Source organism: Enterobacter sp. 168J2, from assembly GCF_034107265.1.
Taxonomy (GTDB): domain Bacteria; phylum Pseudomonadota; class Gammaproteobacteria; order Enterobacterales; family Enterobacteriaceae; genus Enterobacter; species Enterobacter nematophilus.
This window is the reverse complement of record NZ_JAWNEB010000009.1, coordinates 20,205-46,054: the sequence shown is the minus strand read 5'-3', so window position 1 is coordinate 46,054 and position 25,850 is coordinate 20,205. Positions and strand designations below refer to the sequence as shown.

General features: G+C 57.9%; 24 protein-coding genes. 6 read left to right on the top strand and 18 right to left on the bottom strand.

From position 1 onward, the window contains the following. Positions 1–3: 3 nt before the first annotated feature. Positions 4–984 (bottom strand): nickel/cobalt transporter, encoded by a 981-nt coding sequence (locus tag USG84_RS19225; protein WP_151414112.1) that lies wholly within the window; start codon positions 982–984, stop codon positions 4–6. Next, positions 975–1,613 carry a DUF1007 family protein gene (locus USG84_RS19220; RefSeq protein ID WP_151414113.1) on the bottom strand — a complete coding sequence of 213 codons (639 nt, stop codon included), beginning with the start codon at positions 1,611–1,613 and terminating at the stop codon, positions 975–977. Before USG84_RS19220 ends, USG84_RS19225 begins: the two co-directional genes overlap by 10 nt. Before the next feature lie 125 nt (positions 1,614–1,738). Here USG84_RS19220 and csiE point away from each other — a divergent pair, with 125 nt between their 5' ends. Beyond that, entirely contained in the window at positions 1,739–3,016 is a 1,278-nt protein-coding gene (gene csiE, locus USG84_RS19215; protein ID WP_151414114.1) for a stationary phase inducible protein CsiE, read from the top strand. On the opposite strand, the gene USG84_RS19210 is transcribed toward csiE, so the two are convergent. Further along, positions 3,017–4,156 (bottom strand): 3-phenylpropionate MFS transporter, encoded by a 1,140-nt coding sequence (locus USG84_RS19210; protein WP_151414115.1) that lies wholly within the window; start codon positions 4,154–4,156, stop codon positions 3,017–3,019. A 173-nt stretch (positions 4,157–4,329) separates the two neighbouring features. On the opposite strand from USG84_RS19210, the gene USG84_RS19205 reads away from it, so the two are divergent. Next, positions 4,330–4,752 (top strand): DoxX family protein, encoded by a 423-nt coding sequence (locus USG84_RS19205; RefSeq protein ID WP_061097381.1) that lies wholly within the window; start codon positions 4,330–4,332, stop codon positions 4,750–4,752. Positions 4,753–4,806: 54 nt separating this feature from the next. Here USG84_RS19205 and glyA read toward each other — a convergent pair whose 3' ends face one another. Then, the gene (gene glyA / locus USG84_RS19200) at positions 4,807–6,060 is read right to left on the bottom strand and encodes a serine hydroxymethyltransferase (protein ID WP_253542965.1); all 1,254 of its coding nucleotides are present in this window, start codon (positions 6,058–6,060) and stop codon (positions 4,807–4,809) included. A 304-nt stretch (positions 6,061–6,364) separates the two neighbouring features. On the opposite strand from glyA, the gene hmpA reads away from it, so the two are divergent. After that, positions 6,365–7,555 carry an NO-inducible flavohemoprotein gene (gene hmpA, locus USG84_RS19195; RefSeq protein ID WP_151414116.1) on the top strand — a complete coding sequence of 397 codons (1,191 nt, stop codon included), beginning with the start codon at positions 6,365–6,367 and terminating at the stop codon, positions 7,553–7,555. A gap of 50 nt (positions 7,556–7,605) precedes the next feature. Here hmpA and glnB read toward each other — a convergent pair whose 3' ends face one another. From glnB to purL, 5 genes are all read right to left on the bottom strand, one after another. Next, positions 7,606–7,944, bottom strand: coding sequence for a nitrogen regulatory protein P-II (gene glnB / locus USG84_RS19190; RefSeq protein ID WP_003860685.1), 339 nt, complete (start codon positions 7,942–7,944; stop codon positions 7,606–7,608). A 65-nt stretch (positions 7,945–8,009) separates the two neighbouring features. Then, a complete protein-coding gene (gene glrR / locus USG84_RS19185; RefSeq protein WP_320738422.1) occupies positions 8,010–9,347 on the bottom strand; it encodes a two-component system response regulator GlrR in 1,338 nt (445 codons plus the stop codon). Beyond that, positions 9,334–10,071, bottom strand: a complete 738-nt coding sequence (qseG, locus tag USG84_RS19180; protein ID WP_061097377.1) for a two-component system QseEF-associated lipoprotein QseG — start codon at positions 10,069–10,071, stop codon at positions 9,334–9,336. Before qseG ends, glrR begins: the two co-directional genes overlap by 14 nt. Positions 10,072–10,075: 4 nt before the next feature. Continuing rightward, positions 10,076–11,500: a two component system sensor histidine kinase QseE/GlrK gene (gene qseE / locus USG84_RS19175; protein WP_253542967.1), complete on the bottom strand. Its 1,425-nt coding sequence runs from the start codon at positions 11,498–11,500 to the stop codon at positions 10,076–10,078. 534 nt (positions 11,501–12,034) lie between these two features. Further along, entirely contained in the window at positions 12,035–15,925 is a 3,891-nt protein-coding gene (gene purL / locus USG84_RS19170; protein ID WP_151414117.1) for a phosphoribosylformylglycinamidine synthase, read from the bottom strand. Between the two features lie 267 nt (positions 15,926–16,192). Between purL and mltF the strand changes: the two genes are divergently transcribed. Then, positions 16,193–17,743, top strand: coding sequence for a membrane-bound lytic murein transglycosylase MltF (gene mltF / locus USG84_RS19165; protein WP_253542971.1), 1,551 nt, complete (start codon positions 16,193–16,195; stop codon positions 17,741–17,743). Here the strand turns inward: mltF and tadA are convergent. Genes tadA through murQ form a run of 4 tightly spaced genes read right to left on the bottom strand, consistent with a single transcriptional unit; the run spans position 17,631 to position 21,100 of the window. Continuing rightward, positions 17,631–18,170, bottom strand: a complete 540-nt coding sequence (gene tadA / locus USG84_RS19160; RefSeq protein ID WP_061097374.1) for a tRNA adenosine(34) deaminase TadA — start codon at positions 18,168–18,170, stop codon at positions 17,631–17,633. The genes mltF and tadA overlap by 113 nt on opposite strands. 24 nt (positions 18,171–18,194) lie before the next feature. Continuing rightward, complete coding sequence (gene yfhb, locus USG84_RS19155; RefSeq protein ID WP_253542973.1) at positions 18,195–18,830, bottom strand: phosphatidylglycerophosphatase C; 636 nt, start codon at positions 18,828–18,830, stop codon at positions 18,195–18,197. Between the two features lie 3 nt (positions 18,831–18,833). Beyond that, on the bottom strand, positions 18,834–20,195 hold the full coding sequence (locus USG84_RS19150; protein WP_061097372.1) for a PTS transporter subunit EIIC: 1,362 nt from the start codon (positions 20,193–20,195) through the stop codon (positions 18,834–18,836). 11 nt (positions 20,196–20,206) lie between these two features. Then, positions 20,207–21,100 (bottom strand): N-acetylmuramic acid 6-phosphate etherase, encoded by an 894-nt coding sequence (gene murQ, locus USG84_RS19145; protein WP_061097371.1) that lies wholly within the window; start codon positions 21,098–21,100, stop codon positions 20,207–20,209. 118 nt (positions 21,101–21,218) lie between these two features. Between murQ and USG84_RS19140 the strand changes: the two genes are divergently transcribed. Continuing rightward, a complete protein-coding gene (locus USG84_RS19140) occupies positions 21,219–22,067 on the top strand; it encodes a MurR/RpiR family transcriptional regulator (RefSeq protein ID WP_151414118.1) in 849 nt (282 codons plus the stop codon). Between the two features lie 46 nt (positions 22,068–22,113). Continuing rightward, entirely contained in the window at positions 22,114–22,374 is a 261-nt protein-coding gene (locus USG84_RS19135) for a YfhL family 4Fe-4S dicluster ferredoxin (RefSeq protein WP_151414119.1), read from the top strand. On the opposite strand, the gene acpS is transcribed toward USG84_RS19135, so the two are convergent. The 5 genes from acpS to rnc are packed head-to-tail and all read right to left on the bottom strand — an operon-like array spanning position 22,371 to position 25,821. After that, positions 22,371–22,751: a holo-ACP synthase gene (gene acpS / locus USG84_RS19130; protein ID WP_023294331.1), complete on the bottom strand. Its 381-nt coding sequence runs from the start codon at positions 22,749–22,751 to the stop codon at positions 22,371–22,373. The genes USG84_RS19135 and acpS overlap by 4 nt on opposite strands. Then, on the bottom strand, positions 22,751–23,482 hold the full coding sequence (pdxJ, locus tag USG84_RS19125; protein WP_151414120.1) for a pyridoxine 5'-phosphate synthase: 732 nt from the start codon (positions 23,480–23,482) through the stop codon (positions 22,751–22,753). Before pdxJ ends, acpS begins: the two co-directional genes overlap by 1 nt. A 33-nt stretch (positions 23,483–23,515) precedes the next feature. Then, positions 23,516–24,223 (bottom strand): DNA repair protein RecO, encoded by a 708-nt coding sequence (recO, locus tag USG84_RS19120; protein WP_061097368.1) that lies wholly within the window; start codon positions 24,221–24,223, stop codon positions 23,516–23,518. 15 nt (positions 24,224–24,238) lie between these two features. Continuing rightward, entirely contained in the window at positions 24,239–25,144 is a 906-nt protein-coding gene (era, locus tag USG84_RS19115; protein WP_028014097.1) for a GTPase Era, read from the bottom strand. Then, positions 25,141–25,821: a ribonuclease III gene (gene rnc / locus USG84_RS19110; RefSeq protein ID WP_003860711.1), complete on the bottom strand. Its 681-nt coding sequence runs from the start codon at positions 25,819–25,821 to the stop codon at positions 25,141–25,143. Before rnc ends, era begins: the two co-directional genes overlap by 4 nt. Between the last annotated feature and the right edge of the window lie 29 nt (positions 25,822–25,850).

The following is a 25,850-nucleotide window of genomic DNA, read 5'->3' as shown; positions in this document are numbered from 1 at the left end:
CTTTTAAAACGGCCGCAATCCCCGCCCCACCGGCACCGTACTCATCCACATCGTCACCGCCGCCACTAGCAGAATCACTCCCCCCGCCAGCGCGAGCGTTGTCCATCCTACCTGCCGCCACAGTACCGGCGTTTTATTGCCGCTGAGTTTTACCGCCAGCTGACGGAAGCTGTGAACCAGCAGGGCTAAAGATGAAATGGTGAGGGACGTTCCCGCCGCCATCGCCAGCGCCGAGAGCATGCCCCAGCCGAACACGCCAATCACCTTACTGAACAGCAGCACCATGATTGCCCCCGAGCACGGGCGCATCCCCATCGAGAGAACGATCATCAGCCGCGCGCGCCAGTCGTCACCGCTCTGTAATTGTTCCTGCGTCGGCAGATGCTGATGCCCGCAGCCGCAGTGTTCATCATGCACGTGGTGCGGCGTAAAGGTTTTGAATTTGGGCTTTTGCAGCAGCGCGCGCAGCTTTTTCAGCGCCCGCCAGCAGAGGATCAGCCCCAGCACGCCGACCAGCGCATAGCTGCCCTTCTCCAGCCAGAAGCTGCTCATGTGCAGCTGGCGCGCGGGAAGCTGTAATAGCGAAAGCACAACCACCACCAGCGCAATGGCCACGCCCCCCTGAAGCAGCGAAGAGGCCAGCGTCAGGCCAATGCTCGATTTCAGCTTCGACGGATGGGTCGCAAGCCAGGTGGTGATAACGATTTTACCGTGCCCCGGACCCAGCGCGTGCAGCACGCCGTAGATAAAGCTGAACGCCAGCAGGGAACCGCCCGCTTTGGTCGGGTTCTCCGCCACCGCCTTCAGCAGCCCGCTCATCTGCTGATTGACCTCACGCTGCCAGATGATGCTTTTCATCATCACCTGCGGCCAGGTCTGCCACAGCCAGAGCGAACCGCCGAAGGCTAACAGTAAAAAGAGCGCCAGCGGCCAGAGGTGCAGCCAGCGGCGCGGTTTTCGTACCGAAGAGGAGATCACTGACATTGTAACGTCACCTTCTGCGCAAACTGTTTACCCAGCTCCATGTCCTCCGGTGGCGCATCTTCTTTATCGAGGGAGACCGCAAAATTCAGCGTCTCTTCGCTGGGCTTTGGAGTGTGGACCGCAATTTTGCAGGTTTTTTGCAACGACGCCGGAAGCTGAACGTCGCGATCTTCGGCATAGCTCATGTCTACGTAGTACGTTGGATCAAAGGTGGAAAACGTATAGGTTTGTCCTGCCAGCGGCTGCGGGTGAGCCAGCGGCAGCACGAACGTCAGCACCGCCTGATGCCCGTCGCGGGACATGCCGTATTCTGTCGGGCGATTGAGGAACTTCACCTTTTGTCCGTTATGCCAGAACTCGGTGAAGTAGTGCTGCCCGAGCACGTTGGCCATCACTTCCGCCGCCAGCTTTTTCCAGATTTCGTCGCCGGGCTTCGCGTTGCCCGCATCATAAAGCAGATCCGCCGAGGTGATTTCATCCATCGTCCAGCGCATTTTCAGGCCGCTCAGCTGCGTGCCGTCGGTGACCAGCTCGGTTTTCAGGCTGATAAAACTGTGAGGATGTGCGCTGGCGGTGAAGGTGATAACCGCCAAAAATACCGCCATCGCATTTTGTTTAACTGTCTGCATCAATTCCTCACGTCAAAAATTCTGTGATGTTCCCCAGCAATCCTGAGTGAAAGGCCTGCCGGCGCGCTTTTCAGCGCCCATCCTTTAGCTATTCTTATCAAACATTCACACTGGATACCCGACAGATGATGACGACGCTTGAAATTCCATCTGTGCTTTCCAGTTCGCAGCGCCGCTGCCAGGTGCTATTAATGCTTTACCTGCCCGATGCTGCCGTCACCGCACAGAGCATAATCGCTGCCAACGGCGTGGACGACGTCATGGCACGGCAAGATATAGCCGAGACGCGCGATGAAATCCAGCGCTATCACCGGCTGGATATCGTCACGCACCACGACGGCAGCTACCGAATTGAAGGCACTGCCCTGAATCAGCGTTTATGTCTGCTGCACTGGCTGCGCAGGGCGCTCCGCCTTTGCCCGCAGTTTGTCTCGCACCAGTTTACCCCGGCCTTAAAAACCGCGCTTAAACAGCACGGCATCGCGCGGCCTCTTTACGACGATGCGAACCTGCGGGCGCTGATCGGCTTCTGCTCGCGCAAGCTGCAGCGTCAGTTTGAATGCCGGGACGTCCAGTTCTTACAGCTCTATTTACAATACTGCCTCATCCAGCACCACTTAGGAAATACGCCGCAGTTTTCCCACGCCCAGCGTAGCTGGACCCAGTCGCGGGGAGAGTATTTTACGGCGCAGGAAATAGTCCGTCACTGGAAGCGGCGCGTGCCGCAGGGCGCGCACGTGGACGAGCAGCTGTTTCTGGCGCTGCTGTTTATGATGCTCCGCACGCCCGATCCGGTGCTCGATAAGCACCAGCAGGATCAGCGTTTGCGCCGCGCCATTGTGCGCATGGTGGCCCGTTTTCGCTCCCAGACCGGGATGAACTTCAGCGACGAGCAGGGGCTGACCGATCAGCTGTATATCCATCTGGCTCAGGCGCTGGACCGCTCGCTGTTTGAGATTGGCATCGACAATAGCCTGCCCGAGGAAATTCACCGTCTCTATCCCCGGCTGCTGCGCACCACAAAAGAGGCACTCTTTGAGCTGGAGGCGGAGTTTGGCCTGCGTTTTTCCGATGAAGAGATGGCGCTGGTAGCGGTTATTTTCGGTGCCTGGCTGATGCAGGAGACCGATCTGCATGAAAAACAGGTGGTGCTGCTGACCGGGGAGGATAAATCCTGTGAGGAAGTGATTGAACAGCAGCTGCGCGAATTAACCCTGCTGCCGCTCAACATTCGCTATCTGACGCTGCAGGCGTTCCAGAAAGAGGGGGCACCGCGCGAAGCCGCGCTGGTTGTCACCCCCTATCCTACCGCGCTGCCGCTGTTCTCGCCGCCGCTGATCCACGCGGTTGAATCACTGAACGCGCAGCAGCGGGAACATATTCGCGCCATGCTGGAATCGTAGCTACGCCCGCGCAGCCACTTTAGGTCGAACAAACATCGCCGGGAGCGCCACCAGCGCCATGACCCAGAACACGCCGTGTCCCAGATGCTGGTAGAGGAAGCCCGCAAAGACCGTCATCACCGCAATGCTGCCGCCCATCGCCACCGCAGAGTAGACCGCCTGCAGACGTATCACGTCCCCGCCCTCGCGCGCCGCGATATAGCGCATCGCCGCCAGATGGCACACGGTGAAGGTGCCGCAGTGAAGAATCTGCGCCACAATCAGCCACGGCAGTTCGGTCGTCCAGCCCATAATGCCCCAGCGCGCCACGCCGCAGACGGCGGAAAGCAGCAGCAGGTCGCGCGCGCCAAAGCGGCGAAAGAGCTTTTTACTAAGCGCAAAGATGATCACTTCCGCAACCACGCCGAGCGACCACAGGTAACCGACCGCAGAGGCAGAGTAGCCCGCCCCCTGCCAGTAGATTGCGCTGAATCCATAATACGCCGCATGCGCTCCCTGAAGCAGGCAGACGCACGCCAGAAAACGCCAGCTCTGAGCCACCAGGCTCCGCCAGGCGGGCCAGCCCGCGCTCTCGTGATGGCGACTCTCCCCTTGCGGCATCACCGACGGACGCAGCAGCATCCCAAGCAGCATTGAGCCTATCCCGATACTGAGCAGAGCCAGAATTGCGCGGTAGTCGTATAGGCTGACCAGTTTCCCCACCAGCGCCGAGCCGATCACGAAGGCAATCGAGCCCCACAGGCGCACGCGGCCATAGTCCATGGTGATCTGCTTTTGCCAGGTGTTTGCCAGGGCATCCGTCAGGGGTACCAGCGGCGAGAAGAACAGGTTAAAACCGACCATCACCACCATCAGCCAGGCAAACTGGTGGCTGACCCAGAAGCAGGCCGCAAAGACCAGCGTCAGCAGCGCCAGAATACGCACCGCTTTAATCAGTAGAGAGGGATCGCTGACGCGGGGTGCAATCAACAGGCTACCCAGGAAACGTGCCACCAGCCCAGCGCCCAGCAGGATGCCGATGGTTTCTGGCGTCAAACCAATTCCCTTGAGCCAGACGCTCCAGAAAGGCAGAAAAATACCGTAGCTAAAGAAGTAGGTGAAGTAGCTGAGCGCCAGCCAGCGCGTGGAATGCAAGACCATGAATCCCTCCCGAAATGGAGGCCATAGTCTGGCGAGAATAGAAAAATTAAGCAAGTAGATAGCCTGCTATAAATTAACGAAAAATTAACATATTGCGCAGTCGTCTGGCTTATGGCGGGGAATGAAAATGTGTATTACGTTTAAATTACTCCACTTGCAGAGGTATTTCTGCCATGAACTCACTGCGTTATCTTGATTTTGGTCAGTCGCGTCATCTGCTGCTGCTGATTGGCCGCATCGCGCTTGTCGTACTGTTTATTATCTTTGGTTACCCGAAACTGACGGGATTTAGCGGCACCGTACAATATATGACCTCGCTGGGCACGCCGATGCCCATGCTGGCGGCCATTATTGCGGTGGTGATGGAAGTGCCTGCCGCCATCCTGATCGTACTGGGCTTTTTCACCCGCCCTCTCGCGGTTCTCTTTGTTTTCTACACGCTGGGCACGGCGATTATTGGTCACCACTACTGGGATATGAACGGTGATGCGGTGGTGCCGAATATGATTAATTTCTACAAGAACGTCAGTATTGCTGGCGCGTTTATTTTGCTGGCGATTGTGGGACCGGGGGCCATTTCCCTGGACCGACGTTAAGCCATAAAAAAAGGCCGCAAGCGCGGCCTTTTTTGTTTCTGCAAAGCAGAGGAATTATGCGTATACCGGGAAGCGTGCGCAGATATCCAGTACTTTACCTTTGACGCGCTCGATAACCGCGTCGTCATTGATGTTGTCCAGAACGTCACACATCCAGCCAGCCAGCTCTTTCACTTCCGCTTCTTTGAAGCCGCGGCGCGTTACGGCCGGAGAACCGATACGGATACCGGAGGTTACGAACGGGCTCTTCGGATCGTTTGGCACGCTGTTTTTGTTCACGGTGATGTTGGCGCGGCCCAGGGCAGCGTCAGCTTCTTTACCGGTCAGGTTCTTATCAACCAGATCCAGCAGGAACAGGTGGTTTTCAGTACCGCCAGACACCACTTTGTAGCCACGGCTCAGGAACACTTCCACCATCGCTTTGGCGTTCTTAGCAACCTGCTGCTGGTAAACCTTGAACTCTGGCTCCATCGCTTCTTTCAGCGCTACCGCTTTTGCGGCGATAACGTGCATCAGCGGGCCGCCCTGCGCGCTTGGGAACACGGCAGAATTCAGTTTCTTATACAGATCTTCGTCACCGCCTTTCGCCAGGATCAGGCCACCGCGTGGACCCGCCAGGGTTTTATGGGTGGTAGTGGTCACAACGTGAGCGTGAGGAACCGGGTTCGGGTAAACGCCAGCGGCGATCAGGCCCGCAACGTGCGCCATGTCAACGAACAGGTACGCGCCGATGCTGTCTGCGATTTCACGCATTTTTGCCCAGTCAACGATACCGGAGTAAGCAGAGAAGCCACCGATGATCATCTTCGGCTTGTGCTCTTTGGCCTGCTTCGCCATATCTTCGTAGTCAATTTTACCGGACTCATCAATACCGTAAGGAATGATGTTGTACAGTTTGCCGGAGAAGTTAACCGGGGAGCCGTGAGTCAGGTGGCCGCCCTGCGCCAGGTTCATGCCCAGAACGGTATCGCCCGGCTGCAGCAGCGCGGTGTAGACCGCGAAGTTAGCCTGAGAGCCAGAGTGCGGCTGCACGTTCGCGTAGTCAGCGCCAAAAAGTTCTTTCGCACGGTCAATCGCCAGCTGCTCAACGATATCAACGTACTCGCAACCGCCGTAGTAGCGCTTGCCCGGATAACCTTCAGCGTATTTGTTGGTCAGCTGAGAGCCCTGCGCCTGCATCACGCGCGGGCTGGTGTAGTTTTCGGAGGCGATCAGTTCGATGTGCTCTTCCTGACGTACTTTTTCCTGCTCCATAGCCTGCCACAGTTCGGCATCATAATCGGCAATGTTCATTTCACGCTTTAACATCCGCATCTCCTGACTCAGCTAACAAGTAAATTTTGGCCTGAAAAGGCAGTCCTGTTGGACGACGGGCAACAGTATAACTGAATAGTTCTGTGATAACAGGTCTTGACAAATGATTTTACGCAAACGTTTCCCTTCGCGCCACGCAAGGGTTTGAGGAATAAAGATCTCGCTATTTCCAGCGGATTTCTTTTCAGGTTTGTGATGCGTATTTTTCATCTTACAAAGAACCATTTACAAAGCATGGGTATTTTTTATAAGATGCATTTAAAATACATCATTAAAGTGACATCAGAAGGAAGCTGCTATGCTCGACGCTCAAACCATCGCTACCGTTAAATCCACCATTCCCCTGCTGGTGGAAACCGGTCCTAAACTTACCGCCCATTTCTACGATCGCATGTTCACGCACAACCCGGAGCTCAAAGAGATTTTCAACATGAGCAACCAGCGTAACGGCGATCAGCGTGAAGCGCTTTTCAACGCCATCGCGGCCTACGCCAGCAATATCGAAAACCTGGCGGCGTTGCTGCCCGCGGTGGAAAAAATCGCCCAGAAGCACACCAGCTTCCAGATCCAACCCGAGCAGTACAACATCGTCGGCACTCACCTGCTGGCGACGCTGGACGAAATGTTCAGCCCGGGCCAGGAGGTGCTGGACGCCTGGGGCAAAGCCTACGGCGTGCTGGCAAACGTGTTTATCAATCGTGAAGCGCAGATCTACAGCGAAAACGCCGGTAAAACGGGTGGATGGGAAGGGACGCGCGCCTTCCGCATTGTCGAGAAAACGCCGCGCAGCGCCTTAATCACCAGCTTTGAGTTTGAGTCGGTAGACGGACAGCCGGTGGCCGATTACCAGCCGGGCCAGTATCTGGGCGTATGGCTGAAGCCTGAAGGCTTCCCGCACCAGGAGATCCGCCAGTACTCCTTGACCCGCAAACCAAACGGCAAAGGCTACCGCATTGCGGTGAAGCGCGAGGACGGCGGTCAGGTTTCCAGCTGGCTGCACAACGAAGCGAACGTGGGTGACGTCGTTCATCTGGCAGCGCCGGCGGGTGACTTCTTTATGGCCGTTGAAGCCAATATTCCGGTGACGCTGATCTCTGCGGGCGTCGGCCAAACGCCTGTGCTGGCGATGCTGGACACGCTGGCGAAAGCAAACCACGGCGCGCAGGTTAACTGGTTCCACGCCGCGGAAAACGGCGACGTGCACGCCTTTGCGGATGAAGTGAAAGCGCTGGGGGCGGATCTGCCCCGCTTCACCGCCCACACCTGGTATCGCCTGCCGACGGAGGCAGACCGCGCAGCCGCTCGCTTTGACAGCGAAGGTCTGATGAACTTAAGCCAGATGGAAGGGGCGTTTAGCGCGCCGGAGATGCAGTTCTACGTCTGTGGACCGGTGGCGTTTATGCAGTATGCCGCGAAGCAGCTGGTTGAGCTGGGCGTGAATAAAGACAATATTCATTACGAATGTTTCGGGCCGCATAAGGTGCTGTAACGCAAAAAGCCCCTCGAACGAGGGGCTTTTTTTCGCCGGGTGGCGAATGGTTAAATCGCCGCGTCGTCTTCTTCACCGGTACGGATACGGATCACGCGCGCCACGTCAAAGACGAAGATTTTCCCGTCGCCAATTTTGCCCGTCTGCGCCGTGCGGATAATGGTATCCACGCAGGTATCGACGATATCGTCGCTGACCACGATTTCAATTTTCACTTTCGGCAGAAAGTCGACCATGTACTCTGCGCCACGATAAAGCTCGGTGTGGCCCTTCTGACGACCAAAACCTTTCACTTCCGTCACGGTCATCCCGGTGATGCCCACTTCCGCCAGCGCTTCACGCACGTCATCCAGTTTGAAAGGTTTAATAATCGCATCAATCTTTTTCATGGTGGGTCCTTAAACTCTTGCCTGTAAGCTGCTTCGTAATCGGTTGCTCACAGTACCATACGGCACTACTCTTTAAAATCGTTTGCTTCCAGCTCGTGGCGTGAGAGCAGCTTATAGAACTCGGTGCGGTTGCGTCCGGCCATCCGCGCCGCGTGGGTCATGTTGCCTTTGGTTATCTGCAGCAGCTTGCGCAGATAGTTCAGTTCGAACTGGTTACGCGCTTCCGCAAACGTCGGCAAGGCCGTGTTCTCCCCTTCCAGCGCCTGCTCCACCAGCGCGTCGCTGATAACGGGCGAGGACGTCAGCGCCACGCACTGCTCAATCACGTTCACCAGCTGGCGCACGTTACCCGGCCAGCTGGCGGCCATCAGCCGTTTCATCGCATCCGTCGAAAAGGCGCGCACGAACGGTTTATGCCGATCTGCCGCCTGGCGCAGGAGGTGATTCGCCAGCAGCGGAATATCTTCCGCACGCTCCGCCAGCGCCGGGATCTTGAGGTTCACCACGTTCAGGCGGTAGTAGAGATCTTCACGGAACTCGTTGCGGGCCATCACTTTTGGCAGGTCGCGGTGGGTGGCGGAAATGATTCGCACGTTAATATCAATATCGCGGTTGCTGCCCAGCGGGCGCACTTTGCGCTCCTGAAGCACGCGCAGCAGTTTGACCTGCAGCGGCGCGGGCATGTCGCCAATCTCGTCCAGGAACAGCGTGCCGCCTTCCGCGGCCTGGAACAGCCCTTCCCGGCTGCTGACCGCACCGGTGAATGCCCCGCGGGCGTGGCCAAACAGTTCAGATTCGAGCAGCTGTTCCGGAAGCGCGCCGCAGTTAATGGCGATAAAGGCGTTTTTGCTGCGCGGGCTGGCGTTGTGGATCGCCTGCGCCAGGATCTCTTTCCCGGTTCCGCTCTGGCCGTTAATCAGCACGCTAACGTCTGACTGTGCAACCATTCGCGCCTGCTCAAGCAGACGCAGCATTATCGGGCTGCGGGTGACTATTGATTCACGCCATGCGTCGTCGCCGGAGGGCGCGGCGTGCTCCAGCGCGCTGTCGATGGCTTTGTAGAGCGCGTCTTTATCTACCGGCTTGGTGAGGAAGCTGAACACGCCCTGCTGGGTTGCGGCGACGGCATCCGGGATTGACCCGTGCGCCGTCAGGATAATTACCGGCATGCCCGGCTGCTGCTTCTGGATCTCCGCGAACAGCTGCATGCCGTCCATTTCGTCCATCCGCAGGTCGCTGATCACCAGGTCGATCTTCTCGCGGCTGAGGACTTTAAGCCCCTCCTGCCCGCTTTCCGCGGTCACCACGGTATAGCCTTCACTCACCAGACGCATTCCCAGCAGCTTTAACAGGCCGGGATCGTCATCCACCAGTAAGAGATGGGCTGGTTTACGGCTCGTCATGCTTCACATCCTCTTGTTTCGGCATATCGCTGTCCGGCGCAGCAGATGAACTACCGGGCTGATATTTACGCGACGAGAGCTGTCTTTCGATATCGGTCAGGTTTTCCAGCTTGCGCGTCGTGGTATCCAGCTGAGTACGTAAATGCTGTTGCTGTTGGCGCAGCGTATCAAGCTCGCTGTCGGTTGACTGTTGCAGCTTGCTGTAGCGGGAGCGCTCTTCAGACAGCTGCAGCTGTAACGTCTGCCCATCCCGCCAGAGCTGGTATACCGGGCGCACCTGTGCCGGAAGATTGATGACAAACGTGTCAAGACGGGTCACGTTAGCCCGACGCTCAACGGGGGTAATTTTCGCATCGCCCAGTAAAATCCCACGCTTGAAAGCGTCCTGCCAGGTGTCTTCATCCAGCATCGCCGCCTTCGAGCGGGCGTCTACCGGCGCAAGCCGCTGGGCGCAATCTATTCCGCGCAGCCAGAACAGCGGATTATTTTCGACATCATGCCCTGAGAGGCTCCAGATATCGTCACAGCGGGTAGAGAGGAAATCCGCCAGCTGGTTATCGGGCCATTTATCTTCTTGTTTACCGCTTATCGCACTTTGCGGCGCATGGGAAACGCACCCCGCCAGAACTAAACAGGGCAGACTCAGGCGACCCGCTTTGCTGGAAAACACCGCGCGTATGGCGCGGAAAAAGACGTGTGACATACTCACCAGATATAGATTCATTTTATTAATTTTTCCGGCTCAGGGGCAGTTCAATACGGAAGCAAACATCTGAACGTTCGTCCGTGGCAATGTTTAGCTCACCCTGCATGCGTCGTATGCAGTCCCGGGCAATGCTTAAGCCCAGACCGCTTCCTTTTACCGCACCTTTCCGCTGATGACTCCCCTGGAAAAAGGGTTCGAAGATCATGGTTTTTTCGTCATCGGGGATGGGGGTGCCGGTGTTTGCGACGTCAATAAACACCCGGGAACCCTTCGTATAACTTCGGATATAAATGTTACCGGATTCAGTACCATAGTGCACCGCATTGGAGTAAAGATTATCCAGAACGCTCATTAATAGCATGGGTTCAGCGAGACAGGTCGGCGCAGTCAGCTCTACCCCGGTATGCATCATTTTAGCTCGTGCCGGCAAGCTATGGGCGGAGATCACCATATCCACCAGCGGCTCAATCTCGACGGTTTCCAGCACCACCACCCCGTCAGCCAGCTTGCGGTTGTAATCCAGAAGCTGCTCAATCAGCTTTTGCAGATTGCGGCTGCTGGCGTCCAGAATGTCGACAATCTCTTTCTGCTCCGGCGTAAGCGGCCCTGCCACCTCGTCCGCCAGCAGCTCCGTTCCTTCACGCATGCTGGCCAGCGGGGTTTTCAGCTCATGGGAAATATGGCGCAGGAACTGATGACGCTGGGATTCCAGCCACGCCAGGCGCTCGGATAGCCAGATAATGCGCTGGCCGACGGAGCGCAGCTCGCGCGGGCCTTTAAAGGCAACCGTATCCCCGAGCGATTTCCCCTCCCCCAGGCGGTTGATCATACGCTGGATACCCTTCACCGGGCCGATGATCATGCGGGTAAAGAGCAGCACCAGCCCGAGGCTCACCAGGAACAGCACCAGCGCCTGCCAGCCGAAGAACTGGCCGCGCTCGGCAATCTCCTGCTGCAGCTGCTGACCGCGAGAGAAAATGACCGTGCGCGTTGACTGCACCATTTCGGTATTGGCGGCGGCGAATGCCTCAAGGCGCGCGGCGGCAGCCGCATCCGGGCCGCTGTTCTGGCACTGCAGCTGCGCGAGATCGTTCAGATCCTGACGTAACGCCTGATACAGCCTGTCGTCCGGCAGCACGCCCGCGTGGGCATCCAGCATTTCGCTGTAGCGCTTGCGCTGGCTCTGGTACACCTTCTCCAGCGTCCGATCGTCGAGCACGCAGTACTGACGATAGCTACGCTCCATCTCCAGCGCGGCGTTGGTCATCGCTTCACTGCGTCTGGCATCGATAAGCGTGGTGCGGTTCGTCAGTGCCGCCTGGGCACTCAGCGCGTTGAGGCTCTGCCACGCCTGCCAGGCGAGGATAAGCAGCGGCAGCAGGATCAGCAGAAAGGCCATCATCACGAGCTGTCGCAGGGAGCGGGGAAAAACGGGCCAGCGTTTCAACGCATTACTCTCTTCATGGGGGTTTACGGAGAGCGTAACTGAGTCTGCCCTTCAGATACAACAAAGCCGGGTAAAAACCCGGCTTTGTCATGGAATAAGGCGGTGCCTAACTCGACGTTTCGCCCTGGCCTGATAAAGCATCGCTATGATCAGTAGTTGGACGGCAGGCACCTTTTTGTGCGTCATTCGAAGTTTATGTAGCACGTCCCGAAGGGGCTGACATAAGAAGGTGAATGAGCCACTGGTTAATATTATGCAACACCCATGCCAGAATGCAAAACAAAATATTAACATACTGAAATTTATAACTTTTATTCGCTTAACCTGTTCATTGTGCGCTGAATGATTTCCAGGCTAAGTGTCGCTATTAAGCAACACCTTAACGGGAACCCATACCAGCCTATATAAATCAATGATTTAAATGTCTCCTTTTGGAGACACCTGCATATATTATTTGTCGCGATTTTGCGACAGATACAAAAAAGCCCGGTGGCGCTACCGCTTACCGGGCCTACAAAGTACCTGCTTTACGTCTTAACCCAACTGTTTACGCGCGTTGCGGAAGATGCGCATCCACGGGCTGTCCTCGCCCCAGTTTTCCGGGTGCCAGGAGTTGCTCACGGTACGGAACACGCGCTCCGGGTGCGGCATCATGATGGTCGCGCGACCGCTTTCGCTGGTCACCGCCGTAATACCGTTGACGGAGCCGTTCGGGTTCGCCGGATAGGTTTCCGTGACCTTGCCGAAGTTATCGACAAAGCGCAGCGCTACCAGGCCTTTGCTCTCCAACTGAGCCAGATGGGCCGCATCGCGCACTTCCACCTGACCTTCACCGTGGGAAACGGCGATTGGCATCTGCGAGCCAACCATCCCCTGCAGCAGCAGAGACGGGCTCTGAGTCACTTCTACCAGGCTGAAGCGCGCTTCAAAGCGGTCGGACTGGTTACGCACAAAGCGCGGCCAGGCTTCGCTGCCAGGGATCAGCTCGCGCAGGTTAGACATCATCTGGCAGCCGTTGCACACGCCCAGCGCCAGGGTTTGCGGACGGTGGAAGAAGGTCTCGAACTCGTCGCGCACGCGGCTGTTGAAAAGAATGGACTTCGCCCAGCCTTCACCCGCGCCCAGCACGTCGCCGTAGGAGAAACCGCCGCACGCCACCAGCGCATGGAAATCTTCCAGACCGGTACGCCCGGCCAGCAGGTCGCTCATGTGGACGTCGATAGCGTCAAAGCCCGCGCGGTGGAAGGCAGCCGCCATCTCAACGTGGGAGTTAACGCCCTGCTCGCGCAGCACCGCCACTTTCGGACGTGCGCCGGTCGCAATGTACGGCGCGGCAATGTCTTCGTTGATGTCGAAGGAGAGCTTCACGTTCAGGCCAGGATCGTTGTCGTTAGCCTTCGCATTGTGCTCCTGATCGGCGCAGTCCGGGTTATCACGCAGGCGCTGCATCTGCCAGGTGGTTTCTGCCCACCACATGCGCAGCGTGGTGCGGCTTTCGCTGAACACGGCGTGACCGTCTGCTTCAATGACGAAGCGGTCGCCCTGAACGGCTTTACCCAGATAGTGCACGCAGTCTGCCAGACCGTGCTTCGCCAGAATCGCTTCCACCGCCTCGCGGTCTGCCGCGCGAACCTGAATCACCGCGCCCAGCTCTTCGTTAAACAGCGCCGCCAGGCGGTCTTCGCCCAGAGAGGCAATGTTCGCTTCCACGCCGCAGTGGCCGGTGAAGGCCATCTCTGCCAGGGTCACCAGCAGGCCGCCGTCGGAGCGGTCGTGGTAGGCCAGCAGCTTGCGCTGCGCCACCAGCGCCTGAATCGCATCGTAAAAGCCTTTCAGCTGCGCCACGTCTCGCACGTCGGCTGGCTTGTCGCCGAGCTGACGGTAAACCTGCGCCAGCGCGGTGGCACCCAGCGCGTTGTGACCTTTACCCAGGTCAATCAGCAGCAGGGCGTTGTCTTCGGTCACAAGCTGCGGCGTAACGGTGTGACGCACGTCTTCCACGCGGGCAAACGCGGTGATCACCAGCGACAGCGGAGAGGTCATCTCGCGCTGCTCGTTGCCTTCCTGCCAGCGGGTTTTCATCGACATGGAGTCTTTACCCACCGGAATGGTCAGGCCGAGGGCTGGACACAGCTCCTCACCCACCGCTTTCACGGCTTCATACAGGCCCGCGTCTTCGCCTGGGTGACCGGCAGCGGCCATCCAGTTTGCGGAGAGCTTGATACGTTTGATGTCGCCAATCTGCGTCGCCGCGATGTTGGTCAGCGCTTCACCCACTGCCAGACGGGCAGAGGCGGCGAAGTCCAGCAGCGCCACCGGGGTGCGTTCGCCCAGGGCCATCGCTTCGCCGTAGTAGCTGTCGAGGCTCGCGGTGGTCACGGCGCAGTTCGCCACCGGGATCTGCCACGGGCCGACCATCTGGTCGCGGGATACCATACCGGTCACGGTACGGTCGCCGATGGTCACCAGGAAGGTTTTCTCTGCCACAGCAGGCAGGTGCAGCACGCGGTTGACCGCTTCCGCCACGGTAATGCCCTGGCGATCCAGCGCTTTGCCCGCCGCTTTACGGGTCTGCAGCACGTCGCGGGTCATCTTCGGCGTTTTGCCGAGCAGCACGTCCAGCGGCAGATCGATCGGCTGGTTGTCAAAGTGGGTGTCGCTCAAGGAAAGATGCTGCTCTTCGGTCGCTTCACCGATGACGGCATACGGCGCGCGCTCGCGGCGGCACAGCTCGTCAAACAGCGGCAGCTGGTCGGCGGCCACAGCCAGCACGTAGCGCTCCTGGGATTCGTTACACCAGATTTCCAGCGGGCTCATGCCCGGCTCATCGCTCAGGATGTCGCGCAGGTTGAAGCGTCCGCCGCGGCCGCCGTCGCTCACCAGTTCCGGCATGGCGTTGGACAGACCGCCCGCGCCCACGTCGTGGATGAACAGAATCGGGTTGGCATCGCCCAACTGCCAGCAGCGGTCGATCACTTCCTGGCAGCGACGCTCCATTTCAGGGTTGTCGCGCTGCACGGAGGCAAAATCGAGATCCGCGTCAGACTGGCCGGAAGCCATAGAGGAGGCCGCACCGCCGCCCAGGCCGATATTCATGGCCGGACCGCCCAGCACGATCAGCTTCGCGCCGACGACGATCTCGCCTTTCTGCACGTGATCGGCACGGATGTTGCCGATCCCGCCCGCCAGCATGATCGGTTTGTGGTAGCCACGCAGCTCTTCACCGTTGTGGCTGTCCACCTTCTCTTCGTATGTACGGAAGTAACCGTTCAGCGCCGGACGACCAAATTCGTTGTTAAACGCCGCGCCGCCCAGCGGGCCTTCGGTCATGATATCCAGCGCGGTCACGATGCGCTCTGGCTTGCCGAAATCTTCTTCCCACGGCTGTTCAAAGCCAGGGATGCGCAGGTTGGAGACGGAGAAGCCGACCAGACCCGCTTTTGGTTTAGCGCCACGACCGGTCGCCCCTTCGTCACGGATTTCGCCGCCGGAGCCGGTCGCCGCACCCGGCCACGGAGAAATGGCCGTCGGGTGGTTGTGGGTTTCCACTTTCATCAGGATATGCGCAGGCTCCTGATGGAAGTCATAGCGCCCTGCTTCGCGATCGGCGAAGAAGCGGCCCACCTCGGAACCTTCCATCACCGCGGCGTTGTCTTTATAGGCAGACAGCACGTGGTCAGGGGTTTGCTCCATGGTGTTTTTGATCATTTTGAACAGCGACTTCGGCTGCTGTTCGCCGTCGATAATCCAGTCGGCGTTGAAAATCTTGTGGCGGCAGTGCTCAGAGTTGGCCTGCGCGAACATGTAGAGTTCGATGTCGTTCGGGTTGCGGTTGAGCTTAACGAACGCGTCCTGCAGGTAGTCAATTTCGTCTTCTGCCAGCGCCAGGCCGAGACGCAGGTTGGCGTCAATCAGCGCCTGACGGCCCTGCCCCAGCAGGTCCACGCTCTGTACCGGCGCAGGCTGATGGTGGGAGAAAAGCTTCTGTGCGTCATCAAGAGAGGCAAACACGCTCTCCATCATGCGGTCGTGCAGCTCTGCCGCAACCGCCTGCCACTGCGCCTCGCTCAGGGTAGAGGCTTCGACGTAGTACGCTACGCCGCGCTCCAGACGGTTAATCTGGTTCAGGCCGCAGTTGTGGGCAATGTCGGTGGCTTTGGAAGACCAGGGGGAGATGGTGCCCGGACGCGGCGTCGCAAGGATCAGTTTGCCGGTTGGCGTATGGCTGCTCAGATTTGGGCCATACTTGAGCAGGCGTTCCAGCTGTACGCGCTCCTCTGCATTCAGGGGGGCATTCAGGTCAGCAAAATGGACATACTCAGCGTAAATATTGCTTACCGGAAGGTCGGCCGCCTGAAAACGTGCCAGCAGTTTGGTAATACGGAAGGCAGACAGTGCAGGCGAACCACGCAGAATTTCCATCATAAGTCTCTCGTCTTCGAAGCGCCGGGGCGCTTACAGTGTGCGCAAGGGGGGAAAACGGGCGTCATTATAGAGAATCCTGAGCGCCGACGAAACCGTTTGCGTCGAAATAAAATCGACTTCAGCGTTTAACAATAGATGTGACCTGTCTCTCTAATTGGTTGCCAAGTGGCGCAAGTTTACGCAAAATGCCGCTCATTCAATGGCAAACCTTATGATTAACATGGCTACAGCAAACTGAGGCAACCGGCGTCGCAGAGAATTAACTAATTGAAAAAATTAAAGATTAATTATCTGCTCATCGGCATTGTAACGTTGCTGCTGGCAGTGGCCCTCTGGCCTTCCATCCCCTGGTTCGGCAAAGCCGAAAACCGTATCGCCGCCATTCAGGAGCGGGGGGAACTTCGCGTCAGCACCCTTAACTCTCCGCTGATTTACAGCGACATCAACGGCAAAATTATTGGTCTGGATTATGAGCTGGCGCAGCAGTTTGCCGATTATCTGGGCGTGAAGCTTAAAATTACCGTCCGCCAGAACATCAACCAGCTGTTTGACGACCTGGATACCAACAACGCCGATATCCTCGCTGCCGGGCTGGTGTACAACAGCGAGCGCAGCAAGAACTACCAGCCGGGCCCGACCTACTACTCCGTTTCGCAGCAGCTGGTTTATCGCGTCGGGAGCCTGCGCCCGCGTACGCTTGCCTCGATCAACGCGCAACAGCTGACGATTGCTCCCGGCCACGTGGTGATTGACGACCTGCGTGAGTTGAAGGAGAAGAAATACCCGGATTTGAGCTGGACGGTTGACCCTAAGCTCGGCACGACGGAGCTGCTGGAGCAGGTCAAAGATCGGAAACTGCCCTACACAATCGCCGATTCGGTGGCGATCAGCCTGTTCCAGCGGGTGCATCCTGAAATCGCCGTGGCGCTGGACGTGACGGACGAACAGCCGGTGACCTGGTTTACCCATCTGGATGACGACCAGACCCTCTCGGCGGCCATGCTGGATTTTTATAACACCATCAATGAAGACGGCACGCTGGCGCGACTTGAGGAGAAGTACCTCGGCCACGGGGATGACTTTGACTACGTTGACACCCGCAGCTTCCTGCGCGCGGTTGACAGCGTCCTGCCTGACCTGCAGCCGCTATTCGAAAAATATGCCCAGGAGATTGACTGGAAACTGCTGGCGGCTATTTCGTATCAGGAGTCCCACTGGGATACCCAGGCAACCTCCCCCACGGGCGTACGCGGACTGATGATGTTAACCAAAAATACCGCGCTGAGCCTGGGCGTGAACGACCGTACCGATGCGGAACAGAGCATCAGCGGCGGGGCGCGCTACCTGCAGGATATGATGGCTAAAGTGCCGGAAACGGTGCCGGAAGAGGAACGGATCTGGTTTGCGCTGGCGGCCTACAACATGGGCTACGCGCACATGCTTGACGCGCGGGCTCTGACGGCGAAAACGAAGGGAAACCCGGACAGTTGGTCAGACGTAAAACAGCGCCTGCCGCTGCTGAGCCAGAAGCCTTGGTACAACAAGCTGACGTATGGCTACGCGCGCGGACATGAAGCCTACGCCTACGTGGAAAATATTCGTAAGTATCAGATTAGCCTGGTCGGCTATCTGCTGGAGAAAGAGAAAGAGGCAACAGAGGCAAAACAGCTGGCGGAAAGTTACCCGGTTGTGGCGCCGGACGAGCTTAATCATCCGACAACTTCAATTCTGCCTTTTGTTGCTTTTTCTGCTGACGGCGCATTCGAAAGAAATCGCTTAATAGCCCCGAACACTCTGGTGCAAGTACCCCACCGATAGTCTGCACCTGATGATTCATCCCGGGATGACCCAGCACGTCCATCAGTGAACCGGCGGCCCCGGTTTTTTCATCCCGCGCGCCAAACACCAGGGTACCGATTCGGCTGTGGACCATCGCACCGGAGCACATCACGCACGGCTCCAGCGTCACGTACAGGGTGGTATCGAGCAGGCGATAGTTTTGCAGCACCAGCCCGCCCTGACGAAGCGCCATAATTTCGGCGTGCGCGGTAGGATCGTGGCGGCCAATAGGACGGTTCCACCCTTCCCCAATCACCTGGTTGTTATGAACCAGCACCGCGCCCACGGGCACTTCGCCCTCGTCCCAGGCACGTTGAGCCAGCGCCAGCGCGTGGCGCATCCAGTATTCATGATTGTGTTCTGAGGTGGACAAAGGCTGATACTCCAGTCGAAAAGCGGGCGGCATTATACACAGCCCTTATAGATAAGACTATTCGAGTTGCTGAAGTTCACCGAGGGGAGTAACGCGCCAGCGGTGCTGGCAAAAATAGAGCAGCGGGTTGTCCTGCTTGCTGTCGCTGTAGCCGCTGTACAGGCGCAGCGGCGTGCCGATACGTTTTTCCAGCTGGACCACTTTTTCATGTCCCAGACAGCGCATCGTCAGGACCCAGCCGCCGTAGCCGCGGGAAATTTGCGTGGCGATAAGATTCACGCGCGGCAGCCAGGGCGTATCAAAATAGACCTGCTCCACCAGCGTCTGCGGGGAGCCGGTAATCAGCCAGATGTCGGCATCGTTGGCGTCAAGATAGCTGGTCAGGCGCGCCTGCACCACGGGAAACGCGGCAACGTGGCCGCGGAACCAGAGAGCAAACTCCTGTTCGAGCTGTTTAAGCCGCGCTTCGCTGTGGCCGAACGTGCATCCCCAGAGCAGCAGGCTCATCGGCCAGCGCGCCGCCCGGCCTTTTACCAGCAGCGCGATGCCAATCACGGGTAAGAGCGGTAAGACGAGCAGCGCGTTCAGAGGCTGGCGCCGCAGGAGGTAGCGCATAAACGTACCGAACATATCCTGCTGATGCAGCGTTCCATCCAGATCGAAAAAGACAACGCGACGCTCGTGATTGGCCAAACCTTACTCCTCTGGGTCGTTGAATCCTAACAGCCAGGTAAACAGGAACCCGGCGATCACCGCTACTAAATAGCCTAACAGATAGAGCATGACTTTTCCGGTCACGATGGTTAACGCCAGCGGTAAACCGGAGAGACCGAAGGTGATAACGGTGGCGACTTTCCAGTAGCTGATAAGCGCCCCGCCTACCGCGCCCCCCAGACAGGCCGCAAGAAACGGTTTACCCAGCGGCAGCGTGACGCCGAAGATCAGCGGCTCGCCGATGCCGAGCAGCCCGACCGGCAGCGCCCCTTTAATCACCTTTTTCAGGCGCGCGTTGCGGGTTTTCATCAGAACGGCAATCGCTGCCCCCACCTGCCCGACGCCCGCCATTGAGAGAATAGGCAGCAGCGCGTTATAACCGTGCGCCTGCACCAGCTCAACGTGAATCGGCACCAGCCCCTGATGCAGGCCGGTCAGCACCAGCGGCAGGAAGGTACCTGACAGCACCGCCCCCACCAGCAGGCCGCCGCGGTCGATTGCCAGAGACGCGCCGTGAGCGATGGCGTCAGAGATCCACCCGCCCAGCGGCTGAAGGACCACAATCGCGACGCTACCGGTAATTAACGTGGTCAGCAGCGGGTTGAGGATAAGCTCAATCGAGCCAGGCAGAACCGCACGTAGCTTTTTCTCGATCCAGCACATCAGGATAACCACCAGCAGCACGGCAATCACCCCGCCGCGACCCGGCTGAAGCGCCTCGCCAAACAGCGTGATTTGCGCCAGCTGCGGGCTGGACAAGATCCCTGCCATTACGCCGCCCATGGCCAGCGAGCCGCCAAACACCTTCGCGGTATTGACCCCGACCAGGATGTTCATGATGGCAAACACCGCGCTGCCGAAGATCGCGAGAATGCCCAGCAGGTTCGGATACTGCGTGGCAAAGTCCCCGACGATATCCGGCCGCTTGAGGATATTGATAATCCCGGTGATCAAGCCGGAGGCTATAAACGCCGGGATCAGCGGGATAAAGACGTTTGCCAGCTGTCGCAGCGCGTCGCTCATGGGAGCTTTGTATTTGGCCTTCGCCTGCGCTTTGGTGCGTTCAGCGTCGTCGACCGTCACGCTCGCCCCGCCGACCATCAGCGCGCGCATGGCGTCGACAACCTGCGCCGCCTTGCCCGGCCCGACGATCAGCTGGTGCTGCTGCCCCTGTTTCACGTAGCCGCTGACGCCGGATAGCTTCTTCAAACCCGGCACGTCAAGCCGATCGTCGTTATGCACCTCGACGCGCACGCGCGTCATGCAGTTTTCCAGACGCTGAATATTTTTCTCCCCGCCGATCCCCTGCAGGATATCGCTGGCGAGCGCTGCTGTTTTGTCCATAAACGCCTCTGCTAGTTTTCTAATGCCGCCCGTAAGAAGCCGTTGTGCGCATCAAGTCTGGCTCGCGCAGCCGCCGCGTCCAGCCCGCTTAAGATCATCAAAATGGCGGGTTTAACGTCGTGATCGGTCTGCTTGAGTACCGCTTCTGCCTCTTCACGGCCAGCGCCTGTCGCCTCCATCACCATGCGGCAGGCTCTGTCCACCAGCTTGACGTTGGTGGCCTGCATATCGACCATCAGGTTCTGGTAGACTTTGCCGAACTTCACCATCGCTCCGGTGGAGATCATATTGAGCACCAGCTTTTGCGCGGTCCCGGATTTCAGGCGCGTGGAGCCGGTGAGCGCTTCCGGCCCAACGACCGGAGAGATGGCGATAGCGGCCACCTGCGCAATCGGCGAGCCGGGGTTGCAGGAGATGGCGACCGTCGTGCAGCCGGTCCGGTTGGCGTATTCCAGGCCGCCAATGACGTACGGCGTGCGCCCGGATGCCGCCAGGCCGACCACCAGATCGTTCGCCGTCAGGTTCAGATCCTTCAGGTCATCCTCACCCAGCTGTTTGTTGTCCTCCGCCCCTTCAACGGCTTTCAGCAGCGCACCGGGGCCACCCGCAATCAGGCCAACCACCAGACCGTGCGGAACGCCAAAGGTGGGCGGACATTCCGAGGCATCCAGCACGCCAAGACGCCCGCTGGTGCCGGCCCCCATATAGATAATACGGCCACCGGCCTTAAGAGCCTCCGCCGCCGCATCGACCGCTTTCGCCACCTCGGGCAATGTCTCTTTCACTGCCTGCGCGACCAGCGTATCCTGTTGATTAAAGCGGTTAACCAGCTCCAGGGTGGAGAGCGCATCCAGATCCATGGTTTGCGGGTTACGCGTTTCAGAAACAAGTGAGCCAAGATTCATCTTTTGTACCTCAAGAATTTTTAATTCATAATAATCACACTATAATGGAATATAAAATTCATTCAGGCGAGCAAAATTCGTATTTGCGCAGACAATCACATTTCCGCCGGGAGTACTTATGAACTGTTTAATTCGCATTCGCCAGCGCTACGCCGGCTTTGCTCGAAGCGACAAAAAGCTGGCGGATTTTCTGCTTTCTCAGCCCGATCGCGCCCGCCACCTCAGCTCTCAGCAGCTGGCAAGCGAAGCCGGGGTGAGTCAGTCAAGCGTGGTGAAATTTGCCCAGAAGATCGGGTTTAAGGGTTTTCCCGCTCTTAAGCTGGCAATCAGCGAAGCGCTGGTGAGTAACCCGAACCCGCAGTCCATGCCGGTGCATAACCAGATCCGCGGCGATGACCCGATGCGTCTGGTTGGGGAAAAGCTGATCAAGGAGAACGTGGCGGCCATGCACGCCACGCTGGACGTGAATACCGAAGAGAAATTACTGGAGAGCGTGGCGATGCTGCGGGCGGCGCGGCGTATTATTTTGACCGGTATTGGCGCGTCCGGTCTGGTGGCGCGTAATTTTGGCTGGAAGCTGACTAAAATCGGTTTTAACGCAATCGTCGAGCAGGATATGCACGCCCTGCTGGCGACCGTGCAGGCGATGGATCCTGACGATCTGCTGCTGGCGATCTCCTACTCCGGCGAGCGCCGCGAGATCAACATGGCGACCGACGAAGCCCTGCGCGTCGGCGGCAAAATCCTGGCGATCACCGGCTTTACGCCAAATGCGCTGCAGCAGCGGGCAACGCGCTGCTTGTATACCATTGCCGAAGAGCAGGCCACGCGCAGCGCGGCAATTTCGTCCACCAGCGCACAAATGATGCTGACGGATCTGCTGTTTATGGCGCTGGTACAGCAGGATCTGGAGCGCGCGCCCGAGCGCATTCGTCACAGCGAAGAACTGGTAAAGAAACTGGTTTGACGCGTATAATGCCCGCCCAGTTTGTGTTGTTTCTGAGAATTTCCTGATGGCGCTGTTAATTACCAAAAAATGCATCAATTGCGATATGTGCGAACCCGAATGCCCTAACCAGGCGATTTCGATGGGCGACAGCATTTATGAGATTAACAGCGACCGCTGCACGGAATGCGTCGGCCACTATGAAACGCCGACCTGCCAGAAGGTGTGCCCGATCCCCAATACTATCCTGAAGGATCCGGCACACGTCGAGAGCGAAGAACAGCTGTGGGATAAATTTGTCCTGCTGCATCACGCGGACAAAATTTAGCTTTCGATAATCACCGTCGCGCTGGCATAGTGGCGTTCATCCGCGATCGTCACGTGCATGTGATTCACCCCCAGCTTCTCCGCCAGCTTTTGCGCCTCACCCCACAGACGCAGGCTCGGTTTGCCCAGCTCATCGTTAAACACTTCGAACTGGTTAAACGCCAGGCCGTTACGAATGCCGGTTCCGAAGGCTTTGGCTGCTGCCTCTTTTACCGCAAAGCGCTTTGCCAGAAAACGCACCGGCTGCTGGTGCGCTTCCCAGATGGCCCATTCGTTATCGCTCAGCACGCGTCTTGCGAGGCGATCGCCGCTCCGGGCGATCACCGCTTCAATGCGGGCTATTTCGACGATATCGGTACCTAAGCCCAGAATGGCCATTACTGACGCGCTTCCAGCATTAGACGTTTCATCTCTGAAACCGCCTCTTTCAGGCCGCTCATCACCGCGCGGCCAATAATGGCGTGGCCGATGTTCAGCTCGTGCATTTCCGGCAGGGCGGCAATGGCCTTCACGTTGTGGTAGGTCAGGCCGTGACCGGCGTTAACCTTCAGTCCCAGGCTCGCGGCGTAGGTGGCCGCTTTGGCGATACGCTCCAGCTCTTTGGCCTGCTCGGCATCGTTTTTGGCGTCGGCATAGCAGCCGGTGTGAATTTCGATATACGGCGCGCCCACGTCGGCTGCCGCCTTAATCTGGGCGAAATCGGCGTCTATAAACAGAGAAACCAGGATACCGGCATCCGCCAGGCGCCTGCAGGCATCGCGCATTTTGTCCTGCTGCCCCGCCACGTCCAACCCGCCTTCGGTGGTCACTTCCTGGCGTTTTTCCGGCACCAGGCAGCAGAAATGCGGTTTAGTCTCGCAGGCAATGGTCAGCATCTCTTCGGTGACCGCCATCTCCAGATTCATACGGGTGTCCAGCGTCTGGCGAAGAATGCGCACGTCGCGGTCGGTAATGTGGCGGCGGTCTTCACGCAGGTGAACGGTAATGCCGTCGGCGCCAGCCTGTTCAGCGATAAACGCCGCCTGAACCGGATCGGGATACGCCGTGCCGCGTGCATTACGCAGCGTGGCGATGTGATCGATGTTGACGCCTAACAGTAATTCAGCCATGACAATCCTCGGTTTTCTTTTCGATTCTGTGGTCTAACGTTTCGGCATAAACTGCCTGAATAATTCGCGGCTCTTTAAGGGCTTGCCGCCAAGATACGGCTTGAGGGCAATCCGGGTAAAGCGTTTTGCGGCGCGCAGGGTGTCCCGATCGGGAAACTCGCGCTCATACAGCGCCCGAAGCTGGCGACCGGTAAAGGTGCTGTTGTCTATCACGACGCTGGCGATAAACCCTTTTTCTTCCCGGTAGCGGTAGGTCATCGCGTCTTCAACCTCGTCCCCGCTGCCCGCGCAGTGCAGAAAATCCACGCCGTACCCCAGGTGCCCCAGCAGCGCCAGTTCGAAACGGCGCAGGGCGGGTTCGGGCGTGCCGGTTGCACCCGCCAGGGCCTGGATACAGTGCAGATAATCGAAGAAAAGTTCAGAGAAGCGAGTCTCATGTTCAAGAACCCGTGAGATGAGCTCGTTGACGTACAGACCGCTGTAGAGGGTAATACCAGAAAGAGGAAGCGCCAGAGAGACGGCTTCAGCGCTGCGCAGGGTTTTGACTTCCCCTCGCCCGCCAAAGCGAACCAGCAGCGGCGTGAAAGGCTGTAGGGCACCCTTCAGGTTAGAACGTTTGGAACGTGCGCCTTTCGCAACAAGGCGCACGCGACCGGACTCTTCCGTGAAGACGTCCAGCATCAGGCTGGTTTCGCTCCAGGGACGACTATGGAGAACGAAGGCGCGCTGCCAACCTTCCATTATCGTCGTCTTGAATTACTGGTCTTCGCCGTAACCGAGGCTGCGCAGAGCACGCTCATCATCGGCCCAGCCAGACTTCACCTTCACCCAAAGCTCCAGGTGAACCGGCGCTTCGAACATCTCCTGCATGTCCTTACGGGCTTCGATACCGATGGTTTTGATCTTGGCGCCTTTGTTGCCGATCACCATCTTCTTCTGCCCTTCACGCTCAACGAGGATCAGGCCGTTGATGTCGTAGCCACCGCGCTCGTTGCTCTGGAAACGCTCAATTTCCACCGTCACGGAGTACGGCAGTTCAGCGCCCAGGAAACGCATCAGCTTTTCACGGATGATTTCAGACGCCATAAAGCGCTGAGAGCGATCGGTGATGTAGTCTTCCGGGAAGTGGTGAATCGCTTCCGGCAGATGCTTGCGCACGATCCCCGCGATGGTATCGACGTTCAGGCCGGTCTCAGCAGACAGCGGTACGATGTCGAGGAAGTTCATCTGGCTGCCCAGCCACTGCAGGTGCGGCAGCAGGTCAGCTTTTTCCTGCACGTTGTCAACTTTGTTGACCGCGAGGATGACCGGGGTTTTACCGTCACGCAGCTTGTTCAGCACCATCTCGTCGTCCGGCGTCCAGCGGGTGCCTTCCACAACGAAAATCACCAGCTCTACATCGCCGATGGAACTGCTCGCCGCCTTGTTCATCAGACGGTTAATGGCACGCTTCTCTTCCATGTGCAGGCCCGGAGTATCGACGTAGATCGCCTGATACGCGCCTTCAGTATGGATGCCGACGATGCGGTGACGAGTGGTCTGCGCCTTACGCGAGGTGATGGAAATCTTCTGCCCAAGCAGATTATTCAACAGCGTGGATTTGCCGACGTTCGGACGTCCGACGATGGCAATAAATCCGCAATAGGTTTTTTCTTCGCTCATTCCAGCTCCAGCATTTTCAACGCCTGTTCGGCGGCAGCCTGTTCAGCCTTACGGCGGCTTGAACCTGTGCCCACCACCGGTTCACTCAGGCCACTGACCTGGCAATGGATGGTAAATTCCTGATCGTGCGCTTCGCCACGAACCTGCACCACCAGATAGGATGGCAGCGGCAGATGACGACCCTGCAAATATTCCTGCAGGCGCGTTTTCGGATCTTTTTGTTTATCGCCCGGGCTGATTTCGTCCAGACGGGTCTGATACCAGTTAAGGATCAGCTTTTCTACGGTCTGGATATCGCTGTCCAGGAACACGCCACCAATTAATGCTTCGACCGTATCGGCAAGAATAGATTCACGACGGAAGCCGCCGCTTTTCAGTTCACCCGGCCCAAGACGCAGACATTCGCCCAGTTCAAATTCGCGCGCGATTTCCGCAAGGGTATTACCCCGCACCAGCGTGGCGCGCATGCGGCTCATATCACCTTCGTCCACGCGCGGGAAACGATGATAAAGCGCATTCGCAATCACGAAACTTAAAATAGAGTCACCCAGAAACTCGAGACGCTCATTATGTTTGCTGCTGGCACTGCGGTGGGTTAATGCCTGTTGCAACAACTCCTGATGATGAAAAGTGTAGCCCAGCTTCCGTTGAAGCCGATTAATTACGATGGGGTTCATGCGATACCAATCAATGAATGCGTCAAAAA

Excerpts from the sequence above, each read along its gene's own strand:
- recO (WP_061097368.1), bottom strand. The coding sequence starts at position 24,223 with ATGGAAGGTTGGCAGCGCGCCTTCGTTCTCCATAGTCGTCCCTGGAGC.
- era (WP_028014097.1), bottom strand. The coding sequence starts at position 25,144 with ATGAGCGAAGAAAAAACCTATTGCGGATTTATTGCCATCGTCGGACGT.
- USG84_RS19210 (WP_151414115.1), bottom strand. The coding sequence starts at position 4,156 with ATGGTCTTGCATTCCACGCGCTGGCTGGCGCTCAGCTACTTCACCTAC.
- csiE (WP_151414114.1), top strand. The coding sequence starts at position 1,739 with ATGATGACGACGCTTGAAATTCCATCTGTGCTTTCCAGTTCGCAGCGC.
- murQ (WP_061097371.1), bottom strand. The coding sequence starts at position 21,100 with ATGAATCTTGGCTCACTTGTTTCTGAAACGCGTAACCCGCAAACCATG.
- glnB (WP_003860685.1), bottom strand. The coding sequence starts at position 7,944 with ATGAAAAAGATTGATGCGATTATTAAACCTTTCAAACTGGATGACGTG.
- qseG (WP_061097377.1), bottom strand. The coding sequence starts at position 10,071 with ATGAATCTATATCTGGTGAGTATGTCACACGTCTTTTTCCGCGCCATA.
- hmpA (WP_151414116.1), top strand. The coding sequence starts at position 6,365 with ATGCTCGACGCTCAAACCATCGCTACCGTTAAATCCACCATTCCCCTG.
- USG84_RS19135 (WP_151414119.1), top strand. The coding sequence starts at position 22,114 with ATGGCGCTGTTAATTACCAAAAAATGCATCAATTGCGATATGTGCGAA.
- acpS (WP_023294331.1), bottom strand. The coding sequence starts at position 22,751 with ATGGCCATTCTGGGCTTAGGTACCGATATCGTCGAAATAGCCCGCATT.
- USG84_RS19220 (WP_151414113.1), bottom strand. The coding sequence starts at position 1,613 with ATGCAGACAGTTAAACAAAATGCGATGGCGGTATTTTTGGCGGTTATC.
- pdxJ (WP_151414120.1), bottom strand. The coding sequence starts at position 23,482 with ATGGCTGAATTACTGTTAGGCGTCAACATCGATCACATCGCCACGCTG.
- USG84_RS19150 (WP_061097372.1), bottom strand. The coding sequence starts at position 20,195 with ATGGACAAAACAGCAGCGCTCGCCAGCGATATCCTGCAGGGGATCGGC.
- glyA (WP_253542965.1), bottom strand. The coding sequence starts at position 6,060 with ATGTTAAAGCGTGAAATGAACATTGCCGATTATGATGCCGAACTGTGG.
- rnc (WP_003860711.1), bottom strand. The coding sequence starts at position 25,821 with ATGAACCCCATCGTAATTAATCGGCTTCAACGGAAGCTGGGCTACACT.
- USG84_RS19140 (WP_151414118.1), top strand. The coding sequence starts at position 21,219 with ATGAACTGTTTAATTCGCATTCGCCAGCGCTACGCCGGCTTTGCTCGA.
- purL (WP_151414117.1), bottom strand. The coding sequence starts at position 15,925 with ATGATGGAAATTCTGCGTGGTTCGCCTGCACTGTCTGCCTTCCGTATT.
- USG84_RS19225 (WP_151414112.1), bottom strand. The coding sequence starts at position 984 with ATGTCAGTGATCTCCTCTTCGGTACGAAAACCGCGCCGCTGGCTGCAC.
- glrR (WP_320738422.1), bottom strand. The coding sequence starts at position 9,347 with ATGACGAGCCGTAAACCAGCCCATCTCTTACTGGTGGATGACGATCCC.
- tadA (WP_061097374.1), bottom strand. The coding sequence starts at position 18,170 with ATGCCGCCCGCTTTTCGACTGGAGTATCAGCCTTTGTCCACCTCAGAA.
- USG84_RS19205 (WP_061097381.1), top strand. The coding sequence starts at position 4,330 with ATGAACTCACTGCGTTATCTTGATTTTGGTCAGTCGCGTCATCTGCTG.